This is a genomic window from Streptomyces sp. NPDC051109 (assembly GCF_044455885.1).
Classification (GTDB): domain Bacteria; phylum Actinomycetota; class Actinomycetes; order Streptomycetales; family Streptomycetaceae; genus Streptomyces.
In genome coordinates this window covers 441,208-458,994 of record NZ_JBITFF010000004.1, presented here as the reverse complement: position 1 = coordinate 458,994, position 17,787 = coordinate 441,208, and the positions used below count along the sequence as shown (strand labels likewise).

General features: G+C 73.2%; 12 protein-coding genes. 11 read left to right on the top strand and 1 reads right to left on the bottom strand.

Annotated elements, in window-relative coordinates; translation table 11 throughout:
• Nucleotides 1–32: 32 nt before the first annotated feature.
• From ACIBAD_RS10895 to ACIBAD_RS10885, 3 genes are all read left to right on the top strand, one after another.
• On the top strand, nucleotides 33–2,339 hold the full coding sequence (locus ACIBAD_RS10895) for a UvrD-helicase domain-containing protein (RefSeq protein ID WP_134075671.1): 2,307 nt from the start codon (nucleotides 33–35) through the stop codon (nucleotides 2,337–2,339).
• Between the two features lie 478 nt (nucleotides 2,340–2,817).
• Nucleotides 2,818–4,221 carry an NAD-dependent malic enzyme gene (locus ACIBAD_RS10890; protein WP_134075670.1) on the top strand — a complete coding sequence of 468 codons (1,404 nt, stop codon included), beginning with the start codon at nucleotides 2,818–2,820 and terminating at the stop codon, nucleotides 4,219–4,221.
• A 363-nt stretch (nucleotides 4,222–4,584) separates the two neighbouring features.
• Nucleotides 4,585–4,866, top strand: coding sequence for an HU family DNA-binding protein (locus ACIBAD_RS10885; protein ID WP_030161324.1), 282 nt, complete (start codon nucleotides 4,585–4,587; stop codon nucleotides 4,864–4,866).
• A 463-nt stretch (nucleotides 4,867–5,329) separates the two neighbouring features.
• Here ACIBAD_RS10885 and murA read toward each other — a convergent pair whose 3' ends face one another.
• Nucleotides 5,330–6,676, bottom strand: a complete 1,347-nt coding sequence (gene murA, locus ACIBAD_RS10880) for a UDP-N-acetylglucosamine 1-carboxyvinyltransferase (RefSeq protein WP_053691036.1) — start codon at nucleotides 6,674–6,676, stop codon at nucleotides 5,330–5,332.
• Nucleotides 6,677–6,964: 288 nt separating this feature from the next.
• On the opposite strand from murA, the gene ACIBAD_RS10875 reads away from it, so the two are divergent.
• The 8 genes from ACIBAD_RS10875 (at nucleotide 6,965) to ACIBAD_RS10840 (ending at nucleotide 17,783) form a co-directional block, all read left to right on the top strand.
• Complete coding sequence (locus ACIBAD_RS10875) at nucleotides 6,965–7,525, top strand: YqgE/AlgH family protein (protein ID WP_134075669.1); 561 nt, start codon at nucleotides 6,965–6,967, stop codon at nucleotides 7,523–7,525.
• 29 nt (nucleotides 7,526–7,554) lie between these two features.
• Nucleotides 7,555–7,839 carry a DUF3039 domain-containing protein gene (locus ACIBAD_RS10870; RefSeq protein WP_030161320.1) on the top strand — a complete coding sequence of 95 codons (285 nt, stop codon included), beginning with the start codon at nucleotides 7,555–7,557 and terminating at the stop codon, nucleotides 7,837–7,839.
• 200 nt (nucleotides 7,840–8,039) lie between these two features.
• A complete protein-coding gene (locus ACIBAD_RS10865; RefSeq protein ID WP_398905866.1) occupies nucleotides 8,040–9,692 on the top strand; it encodes a beta-N-acetylhexosaminidase in 1,653 nt (550 codons plus the stop codon).
• Nucleotides 9,693–10,208: 516 nt separating this feature from the next.
• Complete coding sequence (locus ACIBAD_RS10860) at nucleotides 10,209–11,111, top strand: FAD binding domain-containing protein (protein ID WP_398905864.1); 903 nt, start codon at nucleotides 10,209–10,211, stop codon at nucleotides 11,109–11,111.
• Nucleotides 11,108–13,297 (top strand): 2Fe-2S iron-sulfur cluster-binding protein, encoded by a 2,190-nt coding sequence (locus ACIBAD_RS10855; protein ID WP_398905862.1) that lies wholly within the window; start codon nucleotides 11,108–11,110, stop codon nucleotides 13,295–13,297. The genes ACIBAD_RS10860 and ACIBAD_RS10855 overlap by 4 nt, the downstream gene beginning before the upstream one ends.
• Complete coding sequence (locus ACIBAD_RS10850) at nucleotides 13,294–15,639, top strand: xanthine dehydrogenase family protein molybdopterin-binding subunit (RefSeq protein ID WP_398905860.1); 2,346 nt, start codon at nucleotides 13,294–13,296, stop codon at nucleotides 15,637–15,639. Before ACIBAD_RS10855 ends, ACIBAD_RS10850 begins: the two co-directional genes overlap by 4 nt.
• A 168-nt stretch (nucleotides 15,640–15,807) precedes the next feature.
• Nucleotides 15,808–16,356 (top strand): hypothetical protein, encoded by a 549-nt coding sequence (locus ACIBAD_RS10845; RefSeq protein ID WP_398905857.1) that lies wholly within the window; start codon nucleotides 15,808–15,810, stop codon nucleotides 16,354–16,356.
• Entirely contained in the window at nucleotides 16,263–17,783 is a 1,521-nt protein-coding gene (locus ACIBAD_RS10840) for a hypothetical protein (protein WP_134075665.1), read from the top strand. The genes ACIBAD_RS10845 and ACIBAD_RS10840 overlap by 94 nt, the downstream gene beginning before the upstream one ends.
• The last annotated feature ends 4 nt before the right edge of the window (nucleotides 17,784–17,787 follow it).

The following is a 17,787-nucleotide window of genomic DNA, read 5'->3' as shown; positions in this document are numbered from 1 at the left end:
CGGTCGCCCATGCACGTCAGAAGGGGGCCTTGGTGGCCGCGCAGAATGCCGCTGTCGACAGCACGGCGGATTCCGTCCGCGATCGGGAGATCGCGGTCGAGCAGACGCATCTGGACCAGGTGTACCGCCGCCTCGAAGAGAAGATCGACGAGGCCGAGTTCCTGATGAACGACGCGGCCAAGCGCGGTCAGGTCGGCACGCCCGGCGCGCTCGCCGAGCGCGACGCGCAGGTCTTCCGGGCGGGAATCCACCTGAACCGGCTGAACAACGAGTTCGAGGACTTCCTCTTCGGCCGGATCGACCTGGTCCTCGGCAAGGACGGGGAACGCGGGCCCGACGGCGCCTACACCTCCGTCGAACCCGCCGACGACGCGATCCGCGCGGACCACACCGCCGACATCGCCGAGACGCTCCACATCGGGCGCATCGGCGTGCTCGACGCCGACTACGCACCGCTGGTCATCGACTGGCGCGCACCGGCCGCCGCGCCGTTCTACCGCTCCACGCCCAAGGATCCGGGCCGCGTCGTACGGCGCCGCGTCATCCGCTCCAAGGGCCGCAAGGTGCTCGGCGTCGAGGACGACCTGATGCGCCCCGAGATCACCGCCTTCCTCGACGGCCGGGAGCTGCCCGCCATCGGCGACGGCGCCCTGATGGCCGCGCTCGGGCGGGCCCGCACGCACTCGATGCGGGACATCGTCTCCTCCATCCAGGCCGAGCAGGACATGGTGATCCGGGCCCCCGCCGCCTCGGTCGCCGAGGTCGCGGGCGGGCCCGGCACCGGCAAGACCGCCGTCGCCCTGCACCGCGCCGCCTACCTGCTCTACCAGGACCGGCGCCGCTACTCCGGCGGCATCCTGATCGTCTCTCCGACCCCGTTGCTCGTCGCGTACACCGAGGGCGTGCTGCCCTCCCTCGGCGAGGAGGGCCAGGTCGCCATCCGGGCACTCGGCTCGCTGGTCGACGGCGCCGAGGCGACCACGTACGACGAACCGGCCGTGGCCCGCGTCAAGGGCTCCTCGCGCATGCGCAAGGTGCTCCACAAGGCCGTACGGGGCGCACTGGAACTCGGTGACGCGCCCGAGCGGCTGCGCGTCGTGGCCTTCGGGCGGCGCCAGGAGCTGGAGGCCGACGAGCTGAACCGGATCCGGCAGAACGTGCTCAGCGGCACCGCGCCCGTGAACCTGCTGCGCCCGCGCGCCCGCAAGCTGCTCCTCGACGCCCTGTACGCGAGATCCGGCGGGGCCGGCCGGCACAGCGACCCGGAGCTCGCGGCCGAGCTGCGCTCCGCGTTCGACGAGGACATCTCCACCGAGGACGCGTTCATCGACTTCCTGAACGCCTGGTGGCCCGAGCTGACCCCGCGCGGGGTGCTCGCCGCGATGGCCGACGAGCGCCGGCTCGGCCGCTGGTCGCGCCGGGTCCTCAACCCGCGCGAGACCCGCCAGCTGGCGCGCTCGCTGCGCCGGGTGGGCCCGGACGGCAAGGGGCCGCTGTCGGTCCACGACGTGGCACTGCTGGACGAGCTCCAACTGCTGCTCGGCGCCCCGGCCCGGCCCAAGCGCAAGCGGCAGCTCGACCCGCTCGACCAGCTCAGCGGGCTGGAGGAGCTGATGCCCACCCGCGAGGAGACCCAGTGGGAGCGGGCGGAGCGGATCGCGGCGGAGCGCACCGAGTACGCGCACGTGATCGTCGACGAGGCGCAGGACCTGACGCCGATGCAGTGGCGGATGGTCGGCCGCCGGGGCCGGATGGGCACCTGGACGGTGGTCGGCGACCCGGCGCAGTCCTCGTGGACGGACCCGGAGGAGGCGGCCGCCGCGCGTGACGAGGCCCTGGGCTCGCGGCCGCGCCGCCGCTTCACCCTGACGGTGAACTACCGCAACCCGGCGGAGGTCGCGGAGGTCGCGGCCCGGGTGCTGCGGCTGGCGATGCCGGGCATGGAGCCGCCGACGGCGGTCCGCTCCACGGGTCTGGAGCCCCGCTTCACGGCCGCCGGCGCCGATCTCGGCGCGGCGGTCCGCGAGGAGACGCGCAGGCTTCTGGAGCAGGTGGACGGCACGGTCGGCGTAGTCGTGGCCATGGACCGGCGCGCGGAGGCCGCGGGCTGGCTGGCGGACCTCGGGGAGCGGGCGGTCGCGCTCGGCAGCCTGGAGGCCAAGGGCCTGGAGTACGACGCCACGGTGGTCGTCTCACCGGCGGAGATCGCGGAAGAGTCCCCGGCGGGCCTGCGGGTGCTGTACGTGGCCCTGACCCGCGCGACGCAGCAGCTGACGGTGGTCTCCGCGGGCCGCGACGAGCCCGGCGAGGACGGGGTCCCGGCGCTGCTGAAGCCGTAAGCGCGGACGGCCCGCGGCGCTGTGCCGGTCCGACCGGGATGGCGCTGTGCCGGTCCGACCCGGATGGCCTGCGGCCACATGCGTGGTGAGACGAGGTCAACTCCCCTGAGGGGGATCGCTTCCGGCGATCCTTTGTTAGCCTGGGTACGGCACCGACTCGATCCAAGCCCCCGGGCCCAACCTTCGTCGCTTAGAGCGACCACTTGCCGCGAGGCGAGCATGGCGGGTCGGTGTCATAGACGTTCATACAGGTCCGCGCCCCTCGGATACCCGAGGGGCGCGGACCTTTTTCCGTACCCGTCCACGCTTCCACACGCCCGATCTATCTCGTATGGTGGAAGTGTCTTTCCGAAATTTGTAGCTGGTTACCTTGTACTGGCTGGTAGGTGGGACGATCGGACAACAGGTCCTGCCGCACCTGCGGTGCAGCGGGGCCCGTGTGTGTACAAAAAACCAGGGACAGAAGAGGAACACGGCCATGGCAACGGCGCCCAGCGTCTCGTACTCGATGACGGTCCGCCTGGAAGTGCCCGCGAGCGGAACCGCGGTCTCCCAGCTGACCACCGCCGTGGAGTCTTCCGGAGGGTCGGTCACCGGCCTCGACGTGACCGCCTCCGGTCACGAGAAGCTCCGCATCGACGTCACCATCGCCGCGACCTCCACCGCGCACGCCGACGAGATCGTCGGCAAGCTGCGCGGCATCGAGGGCGTCAGCCTCGGCAAGGTCTCCGACCGAACCTTCCTGATGCACCTCGGCGGCAAGATCGAGATGGCGTCCAAGCACCCCATCCGCAACCGAGACGACCTCTCGATGATCTACACCCCGGGCGTCGCCCGCGTGTGCATGGCCATCGCGGAGAACCCCGAGGACGCACGCCGCCTCACCATCAAGCGCAACTCCGTCGCAGTCGTGACGGACGGCTCCGCCGTACTGGGCCTCGGCAACATCGGCCCGATGGCCGCGCTGCCCGTCATGGAGGGCAAGGCGGCCCTCTTCAAGCGTTTCGCCGGCATCGACGCCTGGCCGATCTGCCTCGACACCCAGGACTCCGACGCGATCGTCGAGATCGTCAAGGCCATCGCCCCGGGCTTCGCCGGCATCAACCTGGAGGACATCTCCGCGCCGCGCTGCTTCGAGATCGAGGCCCGCCTGCGCGAGGCCCTCGACATCCCCGTCTTCCACGACGACCAGCACGGCACCGCCATCGTCGTCCTCGCCGCCCTCACCAACGCACTTCGCGTGGTGGGCAAGGCAGTTGGCGACGTCAAGGTCGTCATGTCCGGCGCCGGCGCGGCCGGAACGGCCATCCTCAAGCTGCTCCTCGCGGCCGGCGTGAAGAACGTCGTCAGCGCCGACATCCACGGTGTCGTGCACGCGGGCCGCACCGACCTGGTCGACGCCGCCGCCGACTCCCCGCTGCGCTGGATCGCCGACAACACCAACCCCGAGGGCTACACGGGCACTCTGAAGGAGGCCGTGGTCGGCGCCGACGTGTTCATCGGCGTCTCCGCCCCCAACGTGCTGTCCGGCGAGGACGTCGCCGCCATGGCCGAGGGTGCGATCGTGTTCGCGCTCGCGAACCCGGACCCCGAGGTGGACCCGGCCGTCGCCCGCCAGACCGCCGCCGTAGTGGCCACCGGGCGCTCCGACTTCCCCAACCAGATCAACAACGTGCTGGTCTTCCCGGGCGTCTTCCGCGGCCTGTTGGACGCCCAGTCCCGCACGGTGAACACGGACATGATGCTGGCCGCCGCGACCGCGCTCGCGGACGTCGTCGGCGAGGACGAGCTCAACGCCAACTACATCATCCCGTCGGTGTTCAACGACAAGGTGGCCGGCGCGGTCGCCGGCGCCGTCCGCAAGGCCGCCACGGCGAACTGACGCGGAGTCGGGCGGAGCCGCGCCGGGTCCGGCCGCCGTTGTGACGGCCCTCACGGCTTGCCGATCCCGGCGCGTCGCGAGATGCGGGCCCGGCGGGCCGCCTCTAGGGTTGCGGGGATGCCCGCGAGGTCCGCGGTCCGCATCCACCAAGTGCGGACGGAGCGTCACCGCGGCGTGACTGTGGCGCTTTTCGTGTGACCCTGGCGGGTGCCGGATTGGCTTTCCCGCCGCTGGTGGGGGCAGGATGCGTAACCGGGCGAGAGGGTCTGACGTTCAGACCCGGGTCCGGGGACTGTCCGAGGGCCCTGGCAGCATCGGCTTCGATCTCACGCCTCTAAGGCAAGTTGAACACGGGAGTACAACATGAACCGCAGTGAGCTGGTGGCCGCTCTGTCCGAGCGCGCCGAGGTGACCCGCAAGGACGCCGACGCCGTTCTGGCCGCGCTCGCCGAGACCGTCGGCGAGATTGTCGCCAAGGGCGACGAGAAGGTCACCATCCCCGGCTTCCTGACCTTCGAGCGCACCCACCGTGCCGCTCGCACCGCGCGCAACCCGCAGACCGGCGACCCCATCCAGATCCCGGCCGGCTTCAGCGTGAAGGTCTCCGCGGGCTCCAAGCTCAAGGAAGCCGCCAAGGGCAAGTAAGTCCTGCCCGTACCGGGGCCCGTGCGGGCCTTCGGAGCGGCAGAGCAGTACGCAGTACTGGCGAAGGGCGGCCACCCCCGGGCGGGGAGGCCGCCCTTCGGCCTGTCCGCGGCCCTGCCGGCTCCGCCGGGGGGTCCCGCCGGGCTCCCGGGCCCGCGGCGCCGTACGGGCCGACGAGGGCCCTGTGCGGGCCGACGAGGGCCCGTCCGGCCGTCCGGGCGGCTCATGCGGCCGGCGGCGGCTCGTGCGGGGCGGCGGGCGCTCGTGCGGGGCGGCCGGGGGCTCATGCGGCCGGCGGGGGCTCGTGCGGGGCGGCCGGGGGCTCGTGCGGGCCGGTGGACGGCCGCGTACGGGCCGGGGAGCGCATGCGAAAGCCCCCCGGGCCCTGGCGGGGCCCGGGGGGCTTTCGACCGGCCGTCAGAAGGCCGTACGCCTCACGGTCGTACGGTCACGGCCGTAGGGCTCAGACGAGGTCGCCGCCCGGGAGTTCGACCTTCGCGCCCAGCTCCACGAGCTTCTCCATGAAGTTCTCGTAGCCGCGGTTGATGAGGTCGATGCCGTGGACCCGCGAGGTGCCCTCGGCCGCCAGCGCCGCGATCAGGTACGAGAACCCGCCGCGCAGGTCGGGGATGACCAGGTCGGCGCCCTGCAGCTTCGTCGGGCCGGACACGACCGCCGAGTGCAGGAAGTTGCGCTGCCCGAACCGGCAGGCGCTGCCGCCCAGGCACTCCCGGTACAGCTGGATGTGTGCACCCATCTGGTTGAGCGCCGAGGTGAATCCCAGACGGGACTCGTAGACCGTCTCGTGGACGATCGAGAGGCCCGCGGCCTGGGTCAGGGCGACCACCAGCGGCTGCTGCCAGTCGGTCTGGAAACCGGGGTGCACGTCCGTTTCGAGCGCGATCGCGTTGAGCGGGCCGCCCGGGTGCCAGAAGCGGATGCCCTCGTCGTCGATCTCGAACGCGCCGCCGACGCGGCGGTACGTGTTCAGGAACGTCATCATCGAGCGCTGCTGCGCCCCGCGGACGTAGATGTTGCCGCCGGTCGCCAGCGCCGCGGAAGCCCAGGAGGCGGCCTCCAGGCGGTCCGGGAGCGCCTTGTGGTTGTAGCCGCCGAGGCGGTCGACACCGGTGATCCGGATGGTCCGGTCGGTGTCCATGGAGATGATGGCGCCCATCTTCTGCAGAACGCAGATGAGGTCCTCGATCTCCGGCTCCACCGCGGCGTTGCTCAGCTCGGTGACGCCCTCGGCCAGAACGGCCGTCAGGAGCACCTGTTCGGTCGAGCCGACCGAGGGGTAGGGCAGGCGGATCTTGCAGCCGCGAAGGCGCTGCGGGGCCTCCAGGTACTGGCCGCCCTCGCGCTTCTCGATGGTCGCGCCGAACTGGCGGAGCACGTCGAAGTGGAAGTCGATCGGCCGGCCGCCGATGTCGCAGCCGCCGAGGCCCGGGATGAAGGCGTGGCCGAGGCGGTGCAGCAGGGGGCCGCAGAACAGGATCGGGATGCGCGACGAACCCGCGTGCGCGTCGATGTCCGCGACGTTCGCGCTCTCGACGTGCGTCGGGTCGAGCACGAGCTCTCCCGGCTCCTCGCCGGGGCGGACGGTCACCCCGTGCAGCTGGAGCAGCCCGCGCACGACCCGGACGTCGCGGATGTCGGGAACGTTGCGGAGCCGGCTGGGTCCGCTGCCGAGCAGAGCGGCGACCATGGCCTTGGGCACGAGGTTCTTCGCACCGCGGACACGGATCTCGCCCTCAAGCGGGGTACCGCCATGGACAAGCAATACGTCGTCTCTGTCTGTGCCGGTCATGAATCTCGCGTTCCGGAGAGGGGCTCCCCCGGCGAAGCCAGAGGAGGGTGGGCAGGGGGCCAGGGAAAAGGGTAAGGGGCACCACCCCCTTGTTCGTAAGGCTGACGCGGCCGTAGGACTGTCATGAATTAGCCACAACACCCACAGTGCCCACCTCATGGCGGAGCGTCGCATTCCGCCATCGGTGGAGGCGCGCGCTCCTCCCTGCTGCGGTGCGCCCTGAGCTGCGGGCGATCCGATGCGCCCGCCCGCTCCCCCTGAAGGGCGAATGTGCGAGATCATGTCGGCATGACCGAGGTGTCCTCCCTCACAGGGCGGCTGCTCGTGGCCACCCCCGCCCTCGCGGATCCGAACTTCGACCGCGCGGTGGTACTCCTGCTCGACCACGACGAGCAGGGCTCGCTCGGCGTGGTCCTCAACCGGCCCACCCCCGTGGGGGTCGGCGACATCCTGCTGCCCTGGGCGACCCTGGCCGGCGATCCCGGGGTCGTCTTCCAGGGCGGCCCGGTGGGCCTGGACTCGGCCCTCGGCGTGGCGGTCATCCCCGGCGAGGAGGGGCCGCTCGGCTGGCGCCGCGTGTACGGGGCGATCGGCCTGGTCGACCTGGAGGCCCCGCCGGAGCTGCTGGCCGCGGCCCTCGGCTCGCTGCGGATCTTCGCCGGTTACTCGGGCTGGGGCCCGGGCCAGCTGGAGGTCGAGCTCGGCGACGGCGCCTGGTACGTCGTGGAATCGGAGCCCGGGGACGTGTCGTACCCGGATCCGGAAAGGCTGTGGCGGGCGGTGCTGCGCCGCCAGCGCAGCGAGCTCGCGATGGTCGCCACGTATCCCGACGACCCGTCGCTCAACTGACCCGCGCGCGGGTCGGTACCCTGGCTTTTATGAGCACTCTTGAGCCCGAGCGCGGGACTGGTACGGGGACCCTCGTAGAGCCGACGCCGCAGGTGTCCCACGGCGACGGCGACCACGAGCGCTTCGCCCACTACGTCCAGAAGGACAAGATCATGGAGAGCGCGCTCGGCGGGACCCCCGTCGTCGCGCTGTGCGGCAAGGTGTGGGTGCCGGGCCGGGACCCGAAGAAGTACCCGGTCTGCCCCATGTGCAAGGAGATCTACGAGTCCATGGGCCCCGGCGGGGACAAGGACAAGGGCGGCAAGGACAAGTAGGTCCGGTCCGTACGGCCCCTCCACCGGCGGGACCGAGGCCCTCGAACGGCCCTCGAAGGCCCCCTGATGCGCTGATGCGCGTCCGGGGGCCTTTGCCGTGCGCGGGGGGCGCACTAGGGTCGGCCGCACGGGCGCCGGGCGCCCTGTGGAACGCGCGTTGCGCATCGCGCAACGGCTGGACGGTGGAGGGGTCGAGGCCCATGCCCGAGTTGATTCCGGAGCCGCGGTACGCGCGATTCGCCCGCGACGGCGGCGAGTGCGTGCTGGACGATCCGCTGCTCCACGTCGGCCCCGGCGCCGAGGGGACCGCCCGCTGGCTGCGGCGCGAGCTCGCCGCGGCCACCGGCTGGGAGCTGCCCGCGCCGGCTCCGGGGGAGGCGTACGGCGGGCGCGCGGTGATCCGGCTGGCCCTCCGCCCCGAGCTGGCCCGCACCGTCGGCGCGGAGTCGTACGAGCTGCACGTCACGCAGTCGGGGGTGCTGCTCGAAGGCGCCGACCCGGCGGGCCTCTTCTACGCCGCGCAGACGCTGCGCCAGCTGCTCGGGCCCGAGGCCTACCGGCGGGCGCCCACGGCGCCGGACCGCGCCTGGCGGCTGCCCGTGGGAGGGATCCAGGACGGGCCCCGCTTCGGCTGGCGCGGCATGATGCTGGACGTGGCCCGGCACTTCATGCCGAAGGACGGGGTGCTGCGGTACGTCGACCTGCTGGCCGCGCACAAGCTCAACGTGCTGCACCTGCACCTGACGGACGACCAGGGCTGGCGGGTCGAGATCAAGCGCCACCCGCGGCTCACCGGGGTCGGCGCGTGGCGGCCGCGCAGCCGCTGGGGGCACCGGGCCTCGCCGCTGTGGAACGAGACCCCGCACGGCGGCTTCTACACGCAGGACGACATCCGCGAGATCGTCGCGTACGCCGCCGAGCGGCACGTGCGGGTGGTCCCGGAGATCGACGTACCGGGGCATTCGCAGGCCGCGATCGCCGCGTACCCGGAGCTCGGCAACACCGACGTCGTGGACACCGGCGCGCTGGGGGTGTGGGACGACTGGGGGATCAACGAGAACGTGCTCGCGCCGACCGAGGCCGTACTGCGCTTCTACGAGGGGGTCTTCGAGGAGCTGCTGGAGCTGTTCCCGGCGGAGGTCTCGCCGTTCGTGCACGTGGGCGGCGACGAGTGCCCCAAGGAGCAGTGGCGCGCCTCGGCGCTCGCGCAGGAACGGATCCGGGAGTTGGGGGTGGACGGGGAGGACGGGCTGCAGTCCTGGTTCATCCGCCACTTCGACGGCTGGCTCGCGGAGCGCGGGCGGCGGCTGATCGGGTGGGACGAGATCCTGGAGGGCGGGCTCGCGCCGGGGGCCGCGGTCTCCTCGTGGCGCGGGTACGCGGGCGGGATCGCCGCCGCCGAGGCCGGGCACGACGTGGTGATGTGCCCCGAGCAGCAGGTGTACCTGGACCACCGTCAGGCGGGTGGCGGGGACGAGCCGATGCCGATCGGGTACGTGCGCTCGCTGGAGGACGTGTACCGCTTCGAGCCGGTGCCGCCGAAGCTGTCGCCGGAGGCCGCGTCCCGCGTGCTGGGCGCGCAGGCCAACGTGTGGACCGAGGTGATGGAGAACCAGAGCCGGGTGGACTACCAGGTGTTCCCGCGGCTGGCGGCCTTCGCGGAGGTGGTGTGGTCCCGGCTGCCGGAGCCGGCCGAGCGGGACTACGCGGGCTTCGAGGCGCGGATGGGCGGGCACTACCTGCGGCTCGGCGTGCTCGGCGTCGACTACCGGCCGCCGGGAGGGCCGTTGCCGTGGCAGCGGCGGCCGGGAGTACTCGGGCGGCCGATCGAGGGAGAGCCCCCGAACGTGTGATGCGGGCGGGGCGGTCGGGGGCGGTCGCAGGGCTGTCGGGGTTGGCCGGAGGTGGCCGGAACCTTTCCGCGCCCTTCCGCGCCCTCTCGCGCCCTTTCCGCGCCCTCTCGCTCCCTCCGCGCCCTTCCCGCCCCTTCCGTGCCCTTCCGTGCCCGTGTGCGCCCTTCCCGGGTGTTCGGGCGGGGTCGGTGGCGGCCCCCGGGGACTGTTCGCCACCGATCGGAACCCTTCGGACTTCTGTGGAACTCCAGAGGGTTCCGGGACGTCCTTCGTTCTTGGGGGCGGTCGGGAACTCTTGCTCGATTCCGGGGAATTCGGCGGATCCGAATCGATTCGGTTGATTCGGTGAATACGGGGGAAACCGGACGCCCGGAAGCTTCGGGGGGCGCCCGCCGGACCCTCGCGCCGGGCGGTGGGGAAGATGTGCCAGAGTTGCCACGTCCCGGCGGTGAGCACGTACCGTACGGCGGACAGGCGTGAGCGCCGGGACCGGGACATCGGGAAGGGGCAGCTGGGTTGACCACGCACGCACCGCATGCACTGCATTCATCTCCGGGGCCGCAGGCGGCGCAGTCCGTGACGCTGCCGGCCTCGCTCGACGAGGCCGTGGCGGCACTCGCCGCCATGCCCGCCGCCGTGCCCGTCGCCGGCGGCACCGACCTCATGGCCTCCGTCAACGCCGGGCTGCTGCGGCCCGCCGCGCTCGTGGGCCTGGGTCGGATCAACGAGATCCGCGGCTGGCAGTACCAGGACGGGCACGCGCTGCTCGGTGCCGGGCTCACCCACGCACGGATGGGACGGCCGGATTTCGCCGCTCTGATCCCCGCGCTGGCGGCGGCCGCGCGGGCCGCCGGGCCCCCGCAGATCCGCAACGCCGGCACCCTCGGCGGCAACATCGCCACCGCCGCGCCGACGGGCGACGCACTGCCCGTACTGGCCGCGCTGGAGGCGGTCCTCGTCATCCACGGCCCGGGCGGCTCGCGCCGGGAGATCCCGGTCTCGCACCTGCTGGCCGGCCGCGAGATGCTGCGGCCCGGCGAGCTGATCGGCTTCGTACGGGTGCCGCTGCTGCACGCGCCGCAGGTCTTCCTGAAGGCCACGGGGCGTACCGGGCCGGGGCGCGCGGTGGCGTCCGTGGGGCTCGTACTGGATCCCGCGCGCCGGGGTGTGCGCTGTGCGATCGGCGCGGTCGCGCCCATGCCGCTGCGGCCGCTGGAGGCCGAGCAGTGGGTGGCCTCGCTGATCGACTGGGACGGGGAGCGGACGCTGGCTCCCGAGGCGCTGCAGGCCTTCGGCGAGTACGTCGCGGCCGCCTGCGTCCCCGACCAGGGCGAACCGGTGGCACCCGGGGTACTGCATCTGCGGCGGACTGTCGCCGTGCTGGCACGGAGGGCCCTCGGGAGGGCGCTGACCTCATGAGTGAGAACGAGAACGTGAGCGGAACGACGGGGGACGCGGGTCCCGCGGCCCACACCGGCACCGGCTGGGGCTGGGAGCCGGTCCCGCAGGGCGGCGAGTACGACTCCGACGCGACGGCCTTCGTGAAGCTGCCGCAGGACATGCTGGACGCGCTCGGCACCGGGGAGCCGCTCGCGGCGCCCGGGCACGGTTACGTGCCGCCGCCGATGATCGTGCCGCTGGGTTCGGCGAGTGCGGATCCGGCGGCGACGGGGACGTGGACGCTTCCGGTGCAGTGGCCGGAGGCGGGAACGGCGCCGCACACCGGTGGCGGTGGCGGTGCGGGTGCTTCAGGTGGTGCGCCGACGCCCGCGCCGGTCGGCGGGCCGATCCCGGCCTCGATCCCGATTCCGGCGTCCGTGGCGGCGGCGTTCGAGGGCGCTGGGCAGGATCCCGTCCGGGTTGCGGGCGGCGAGCAGGGCCGGGCGCCGGGTCCGGGCCAGGTGCCGGGCTCGGCGGCGGGTCAGGTTTCGGCTTCGGGCCAGATGTCGGCTTCGGGCCAGATGTCGGCTTCGGGTCAGGTTTCGGCTTCGGCCGAGGGGGCGCACGATCCCGGTGCGACCGCCGAGTGGCGGTTCCCGGAAGCGGTCCAGGACTCCGAGCCCGTGACCACTGGCCAGTGGACCCTCCCGGAACTGCCCGAGCAGACCGGGGAGTTCCACCCCGGCACTCCGGCGGCGGACTGGAGCCAGGCCCCGGCGACGCTGCCGGGCGGCGCGGCCGCCCCCTGGGCGACCCGTCCCGACTTCGAGGCGGACCCGGCCGTGCGGCCGGGTCCGGACACCGTGATGAGCTCGGGCGTGCTGCCCGAAGCGCGCCCCGACACGGGCGACACGGGCACCTCCGGCGCGGGCCTGCGGCGGCTCGGCGGCCCCGGCGTCGGCGGCCCCGTGCGCGGCCCCCGCGTCCTGGGCGGACCCGGCGTGGGCACGCTCCCGGAGCCGGCGGAGCCCGAGCCGGAGCCGGTGCAGCCGGCTCCGCACGACATCGAGGCCGCCCACGGCCCGGCGCCGACGCCGGTCATGGCGCAACGGCCGCATCCGGGGGCGGAGGCCGCCGAGGCGGCTTCGCCCGCCGACCGGGATGCGGAGCGCGAGGCGGTGCCCGTCACGGCTGCCGAGTACGTGCTGTCGGGCGGTCCCGGGGTCGACGGCGTCGCCGGCGGCTTCGCGGAGCCCGGGGACACCGACGGGCACGGGTTCACGGCGTCCGGCCACGGGCACGGCCCCGGGCACGGACACGGCCCCGGCCAAGGCCACGGGCACGGCCCCGCCGGGGCGGAGCCCGGGCCGGGCGGTGAGCACGGGTTCACGGCGGAGCCCGCCGCGGAGCCCGCAGACACGGACGGGCGCGGTCTCGGGGGCGGCTTCGGCTTCGGCGAAGCCGGGGCTCCGGGAACGCCGAGCCCGCACACCGCGGACATCGCTGTGGCGACGCCGGAAGCGGGAACCCCCGAAGGTTTCCCGGCCGAGGGGCCGACGTACGAAGAGAACGCGACTGCCGAGGCCGTCGCCCATCACGAGCATCCGCTGGCTTCCTACGTCCTGCGCGTCAACGGCGCCGACCGGCCCGTCACCGGTGCGTGGATCGGCGAGTCCCTGCTCTACGTGCTGCGCGAGCGCCTCGGTCTCGCCGGCGCCAAGGACGGCTGCTCGCAGGGCGAATGCGGGGCGTGCGCCGTGCAGGTCGACGGCCGGCTCGTCGCCTCCTGCCTGGTGCCGGCCGCGACGGCGGCGAGCAGCGAGGTCCGGACCGTCGAGGGGCTCGCCGCGGGCGGGGAACTCTCGGACGTGCAGCAGGCGTTGTGCAGGTCGGGTGCGGTGCAGTGCGGGTTCTGCGTGCCCGGTATGGCCATGACCATCCACGACCTGCTGGAGGGCAACCACGCCCCCAGCGAGCTGGAGACCCGGCAGGCCCTGTGCGGGAACCTGTGCCGCTGCTCCGGCTACAAGGGCGTCATCGAGGCCGTCCGCGAGGTCGTCGCCGAGCGCGAGGCCTCGGCCGCGGCCGAAGCGCCTGCGCCCGGGAACGGGCACGGGCACGGAAACGGGTCGGGAACCGGGACGGGCCCTGGCGCGGAGGCGCGCATCCCGCACCAGGCGCCGCCCGGCGAGGGCGGGATCCACCACAACGGAGGCATGGCGTGAGCGGGCACGACGCGGCCACGGCCACGACGACGGTATCGGTCTCCACGGGCGCTTCGGCCGCCGTGGCGCCCGAGGCGGGCGAGCAGGAGGTGCCGCGCGGAATCGGGGCCTCCGTACCCGCCGCCGACACGCGCGCCAAGAGCGAGGGCACCTTCCCGTACGCGGCCGACCTGTGGGCCGAGGGCCTCCTCTGGGCCGCCGTCCTGCGCTCCCCGCACGCCCACGCCCGCATCCTCTCCGTCGACACCTCCGCGGCCGCCGCCATGCCCGGCGTGCGCGCCGTCGTCACCCACGCCGACGTCCCCGGCGCCACCACGCACGGCCGCCGCATCGCCGACCGGCCCGTCTTCGCCCACGACGTCGTCCGCCACCACGGCGAGCCCATCGCCGCCGTCGCCGCCGACCACCCGGACACCGCACGCCTCGCCGCGGCCGCGATCGCCGTCGAGTACGAGCTGCTCGACGCGGTGACGGACCCCGAGCAGTCCTTCGGCGCCCCCGCCCTGCACCCCGACGGCAACCTGATCCGGCACATCCCGCTGCGCTACGGCGACCCGGAGGCCACCGGCGAGGTCGTCGTCGAGGGCCTCTACCGGATCGGCCGCCAGGACCCCGCGCCCATCGGCGCCGAGGCCGGACTGGCCGTGCCGCGGCCCGACGGCGGCGTGGAGATCTACACCGCCTCCACCGACCCGCACCTGGACCGCGACCTGGCCGCGGCCTGCTTCGGCCTCGAACCCGACCGCGTGCGCGTCGTCGTCACGGGCGTCCCCGGCGCCACGGCCGACCGCGAGGACGCGGCCTTCCAGCTGCCGCTGGGGCTGCTCGCACTGCGCACCGGCTACCCGGTCAAGCTGGCCGCCACCCGCGAGGAGTCCTTCCTCGGCCACACCCACCGCCACCCGACGCTGCTCCGCTACCGCCACCACGCGGACGCGGAGGGCCGACTGGTCAAGGTCGAGGCCCAGATCCTGATGGACGCGGGCGCGTACGCGGACTCGTCCTCCGAATCGCTGGCCGCGGCCGTGGCGTTCGCCTGCGGCCCGTACGTCGTGCCGCACGCCTTCGTCGAGGGCTGGGCGGTCCGCACCAACAACCCGCCGTCGGGCCATGTGCGGGGCGAGGGCGCGATGCAGGTCTGCGCCGCGTACGAGGGCCAGATGGACAAGCTCGCGGCCGCCCTCGGCATCGACGGCGCGGAGCTGCGCCTGCGCAACGTACTGGCGACGGGCGACCTGCTCCCGACGGGCCAGACGGTCACCTGCCCGGCCCCGGTGGCGGAACTCCTGCGCGCGGTACGCGACTACCCCCTCCCCTCCCTCCCCAAGGACACCCCGGAGGACGAGTGGCTGCTGCCGGGCGGCCCGGAGGGCGCGGGCGAGCCGGGCGCGGTGCGACGCGGCGTCGGCTACGGCGTGGGCATGGTCCACATGCTCGGCGCGGAGGGCACCGACGAGGTCTCGACGGCGACGGTCAAGGTCGTCGACGGGGCGGCGACGGTGATCTGCGCGGCGGTCGACACCGGGCAGGGCTTCGCCACGCTCGCCCGCCAGATCGTCCAGGAGATCCTGGGCGTGGACGAGGTCGTGACGGCCCCGGTCGACACCGACCAGCCGCCGGCGGGCCCGGCGGCGCACGGCCGCCACACGTGGGTGAGCGGCGGCGCGGTGGAGCGCGCCGCGAAGATGGTCCGCACCCAGCTCCTCCAGCCGATGGCCCACAAGCTGGGCATGTCGACGGAACTCCTCCAGATCCAGGACGGCCGCATCACCTCGTACGACGGGGCCTTCTCCACGACGGTCTCCGAGGCCATGGCGGGCAAGGAACTCTGGGCGACGGCCCAGTGCCGCCCCCACCCGACGGAGCCCCTGGACGGCGACGGCCAGGGCGACGCCTTCGTGGGCCTCGCCTTCTGCGCGATCCGCGCGGTGGTGGACGTGGACATCGAACTGGGCTCCGTGCGGGTGGTCGAACTCGCGGTGGCCCAGGACGTGGGCCGCATCCTCAACCCCCGCCAGCTGGAGGCCCGTATCGAGGCGGGCGTCACGCAGGGCGTGGGCGCGGCGCTCTCGGAGAACCTCCGCTCGGTGTCGGGCCTGGTCCGCCACCCCGACCTGACGGGCTACGCGCTGCCGACGTCGCTGGACGCGCCGGTGGTCCGGATCGTCAAGCTGGTCGAAGAGCGGGACGTGGTGGCCCCGTTCGGCGCGAAGGCGGCGAGCGCGATCCCTGTGGTGACGGCCCCGGCGGCGGTAGCCTCGGCGGTACGCTCGGCCACCGGCCGACCGGTGAACAGGCTCCCGATCCGCCCGTCGGCGGCGGTCGCGGCGCCCAACTCGTGACCGTGTGACCCGCATTGCACGTGCAACCCCGAGGTTGGGACTGTCGGTACCGGTCGCTAGAGTGATCGGTAAGACGTAGTACGTGCGCGATTGAACGGGTGCGAACGGGGAGGGGCCGCGGCGGACACGCCGCGACCCCGGGGATTTCGGGGAGTCGGGGAGGCCATCGTGGCAGAGGAGAAGGCACCGGACGGCCTGGCGGGGCTGGCCGGCCTGGGTTCGGGCCTGGCGGACGCGATCAGGAAGCAGGCGGCGTCGCAGCAGGCCGCGGCCGATCTGAAGATCGAGCACGACACGCTGTCGGAGTACCAGAAGATGGTCGATGACCTCCTGGACGACCTCACGGGCTCGGCTGCGGACCACAAGAAGCTGGCGACCAACACCCTGCCGGCGGCCAAGCTCGGCTCGGGATTCCCGGAGGCCGACGCCCTCTTCAAGTCGTACACGACGGTCGTCACGGAGCTGGAGAAGCTCTCGAAGGGCTTGGCGGGGCTGATCGAGGCCTTGGGGATCGCGATCTTGACGGCCGGCAACGGCTTTGCCGGGGTGGACGAGGAGACCAGGCGTCGAATGGCCTCCATCGCCAAGCAAGCAGAGGCAGAGTACGTGCCGGAGCGCGACCCGTGGATCGAGGAGCAGCGCAAGCTGGCGGCATCGAAGCACCCTGGCACTACGACTCCTGGCACCGGCGGCAACGCGACGGGGGGCAACTACTGATGGCAACGAATTTCGAGGGCTACTCGCACCAGAAGCTGCGTGAGATGCGGGCCTCGCTGGACCCGACGGCGGTCAAGGACCGCGCCGACCGCCTGCAGAAGGCGTCCGAGGACATCGCGAAGATCGCGGAGAAGCTCAAGAACCACCGGGTCACCGGCTGGGAGGGCGAGGCGGCAACGAAGTTCCAGGAATGGGTGGGCCGGGCGGGCAACGCCACGTTGCGGCTGAGCGAGTACAGCGCGACGGGCGCGAAGTGGATGGGCGAAACCGTCCAGAAGATGGTCGAAGCGCGGGACATGCCCGCCTACGACACGAAGGCCGCCGAGAACCTGGAAGCGGCCCGCAAGGCCCACAACGACCCGGACGCGCAGCAGATTGCCAGCCAGGAGCGGAGCAAGCTCGACGCGGACCACCGCGAGTCGATCAGGTTGATGAACAACCTGGCGCAGTCGTATGAGTTGTCGTACGGCGAGATCAACAAGGCGGAGATCCCTACGCTCCCGCCGCCGCCGGGCGTGTTCGTGCCGGAGGGTTACGGCGGCGGTAGGCAAGAGCTTGCGCGGCCTGGAGGAACGTCCGGCGGGGACACCGGTGCATCCAGGGACTCGTACGGGCCGTCTGGCACGCCCTCGAATGAACCGGGATGGGTGCCGGGCCATCAGCCGAAGGCGGACGACACCCCGCCGCTGACGACAGGATCCACGCCCCTGCCCGGGCTCCCGGACCGTGGCGTGGACGTGGACCTCGACCACGTTGCAACTCTGCCGCCGCCCACGACGACCTTGCCCCCGACGACGGGCACACCGGTCCCCAACCTCCCCGTGGGCCCCGGACCCGGCCCCGTCGCTCCCCTCCCGCCCGTGGGGCTTCCGCCGATCACCGGGAAGGCGATTCCCGGACTCGGTCCCGGCCCCAGTCACCTGCCGAACCTCGGTCCCGGCGGTAGCGGCCTCAGCAAGGTCAACCCGATCGCTGGGCTGCCCCCGCGGGATTCCGGCATCATGGGCGGCCGCCAGGTGCCGACCAGCGGCCCCAACGCGGGTATCCCGCGCGGCACGGTCATCGGCACCGAAGGTACCCAGACTGGCCGCGGCATGGTGGGTGGGCCGCACGGTGGTGGCGGTGGCCACGCTGGCGGCGTGAACGGCTCCCCTGCGGCACGCCGGCTGGCCTCGGAGCCGGGCGGCATCGTGGGCGGCCGGCAGGCTGTGGCAGGCGGACGCATGGCCAACGGCGGTCAGCCGTTCACCCAGGGCGGCTCGGGTCTCGTACGCAACAACGGCGGCGCCATGGGCCACGCGGGTGCGGGAACGCATGCGCCGGGCAGGCGACGTGAGGACCAGGGCGGCGAACGCCCCGACTACCTGGTCGAGGACGAAGAGACCTGGCAGGGCAGCCGTCGTGTTGCTCCGCCGGTGATCGACTGAGCAG

Coding starts and splice junctions, on each gene's coding strand:
- ACIBAD_RS10885 (WP_030161324.1), top strand. CDS start 4,585: ATGAACCGCAGTGAGCTGGTGGCCGCTCTGTCCGAGCGCGCCGAGGTG.
- ACIBAD_RS10855 (WP_398905862.1), top strand. CDS start 11,108: ATGAGTGAGAACGAGAACGTGAGCGGAACGACGGGGGACGCGGGTCCC.
- ACIBAD_RS10865 (WP_398905866.1), top strand. CDS start 8,040: ATGCCCGAGTTGATTCCGGAGCCGCGGTACGCGCGATTCGCCCGCGAC.
- murA (WP_053691036.1), bottom strand. CDS start 6,676: ATGACCGGCACAGACAGAGACGACGTATTGCTTGTCCATGGCGGTACC.
- ACIBAD_RS10870 (WP_030161320.1), top strand. CDS start 7,555: ATGAGCACTCTTGAGCCCGAGCGCGGGACTGGTACGGGGACCCTCGTA.
- ACIBAD_RS10890 (WP_134075670.1), top strand. CDS start 2,818: ATGGCAACGGCGCCCAGCGTCTCGTACTCGATGACGGTCCGCCTGGAA.
- ACIBAD_RS10875 (WP_134075669.1), top strand. CDS start 6,965: ATGACCGAGGTGTCCTCCCTCACAGGGCGGCTGCTCGTGGCCACCCCC.